The sequence below is a fragment of the Agromyces tardus genome, assembly GCF_003710805.1.
Lineage (GTDB): Bacteria > Actinomycetota > Actinomycetes > Actinomycetales > Microbacteriaceae > Agromyces > Agromyces tardus.
In genome coordinates this window covers 1-1,910 of sequence record NZ_RHHB01000090.1, presented here as the reverse complement: position 1 = coordinate 1,910, position 1,910 = coordinate 1, and the positions used below count along the sequence as shown (strand labels likewise).

General features: G+C 74.4%; 1 protein-coding gene. It reads left to right on the top strand.

The genetic code is table 11. The features are described 5' to 3' along the window. A partial coding sequence (locus EDM22_RS19265) for a DUF2207 family protein (RefSeq protein WP_212592003.1) occupies positions 1 to 1,888 on the top strand: 1,888 nt, incomplete at its 5' end. Positions 1,889 to 1,910: the final 22 nt, after the last annotated feature.

The window sequence follows — 1,910 nt, the reverse complement described above, 5'->3', positions numbered from 1 at the left end:
GGGCGCGTCCGGCGCCGCCGCATCGACGCCGGCACCGGCGCCGGGGCCGGTGGCGGCCCACGCGCCCGTGGCGGCGGCGGCATCCGTCGTCGACCCGGTCGCCGTCGTGCCGGCCGGCGTCGACGACTTCCGCTTCGCGCTCTTCGACGCCGACTACGAGCTCTCACGCGACGACGGCGACCACTCGACGCTGCGCACCGTCGAGACGCTCGTCGCGGTGTTCCCCGAGTACGACCAGAACCGCGGCATCCGGCGGGCCATTCCGACCCACTACGACGGGCACCCGACCGACATCGACGTCGTCTCGGTGACGGATGCCGCGGGCACCCCGCGCGGCTACGAGACCGAGACGAGCGAGGACGGCGAGTTCCTCCTCGTCACGATCGCCGCGGACGACTTCGTGCACGGCGAGCAGACGTACGTGATCACCTACGACCAGCGCAACGTGACGCTCGCGCCGACCGACCTGCGGGTCGAGGAGTTCTACTGGGACGTGAACGGCACCGGCTGGCTTCAGACGTTCGACACCGTCCGCGCCGAACTCCACCTCGACGAGGCCCTCGCGGCCGCGTTCACGGGCGACGCCGCCTGCTACCGCGGGTACGAGGGGTCGACGGCGGCCTGCGACTCGCTCGTGATCCGGCAGGGCTCGGACCCCGTGCTCACCGCCGAGGCCGCGACGATCGGGCCGTACGAGACGCTCACCTTCGCCGCGGCCTTCCCCGTCGGCACCTTCGAACCCCGCGACGAGCGGTTCATCTCGTCGCCTGCGGCGATCGCGGGGGCCGTGGGCGCCCTCATCGCGCTCGGTGCGGCGCTCGCGGCGCTCGTCCTCCGGTTCACCGCCTGGCGCGACCACCCCGGCCGGGGCGTCATCGTCGCGCAGTACGAGCCGCCCGAGGGGGTGTCGGTGCTCGAGTCGGCCGACCTCGTGAACGCGGCCGGCCGCGGGGTGACGGCGACGATCCTGCAGGAGGCCGTCGCGGGCTCGCTGCGCATCGTCGAGACCGGACGGCGCAAGTACGCCGTGGAGTACGTCGCACCCGACCCGACGGCCGACGCCGACACCGATTCCGTCGTCGCGGCGCTCTTCACGAGGACTCCGGTGAGCGGCCAGCGCCGTGACCTCAAGTCGCGCGACACCGCGCTCGGCACGAAGCTCGTGTCGCTGCGCACGAAGGTGCACTCGCGCATGGCGCGCACCGGCTTCCGCCACAAGCCGGGCCTCGGCCTGCGGGTGCTGCTCGGGTTCGCCGCGATCGTGGGCGGCACGATCGCCGTGCTGTTCTCGATCTTCGCGCTCGACCAGCAGATGGGCGGCGGCTGGCCGTACCTCGTGATGTTCGGCGGCGCGGGCGTGGGGCTCGTCGGGCTCCTCGCCGTCAGCGGAGTGCGGCCCCTCACCGAGCGCGGGCGCGCCGCCCGCGACCACCTCGAGGGGCTCCGCGAGTACATCCGCCTCGCCGAGGCCGATCGCCTGCGGGTGCTGCAGAGCCCGAGCGGCGCACTGCGCGTCGAACGCCCCGCACTCGGGGCGCCCAGGATCGCGGATGCCGCGGGCGCGGCGCCCGTGGCGACGGCACCGCTCGACGCGGCGACCGTGCTCAAGCTCAACGAGCGGCTGCTGCCGTACGCCGTCCTGTTCGGTCAGGAGCGCGAGTGGAGCGAGGAGCTCGCGGCGCTCTACGCCGCACGCGGCGAGACGCCGACCTGGTACTCCGGACGCGACGGCTTCAACGCGGTGGCGTTCTCGTCGGGCGTGGACTCGTTCACGTCGGCGTCGAGCGCCTCGTGGTCGGGATCGAGCTCGAGCTCCTCGTCTGGCGGCTCCGGCGGCGGCGGCTCGTCGGGCGGCGGCGGCGGCGGGGGCGGCGGGGGCGGCGTCTGACCGCCCGCGGCGGCGTCGGGCT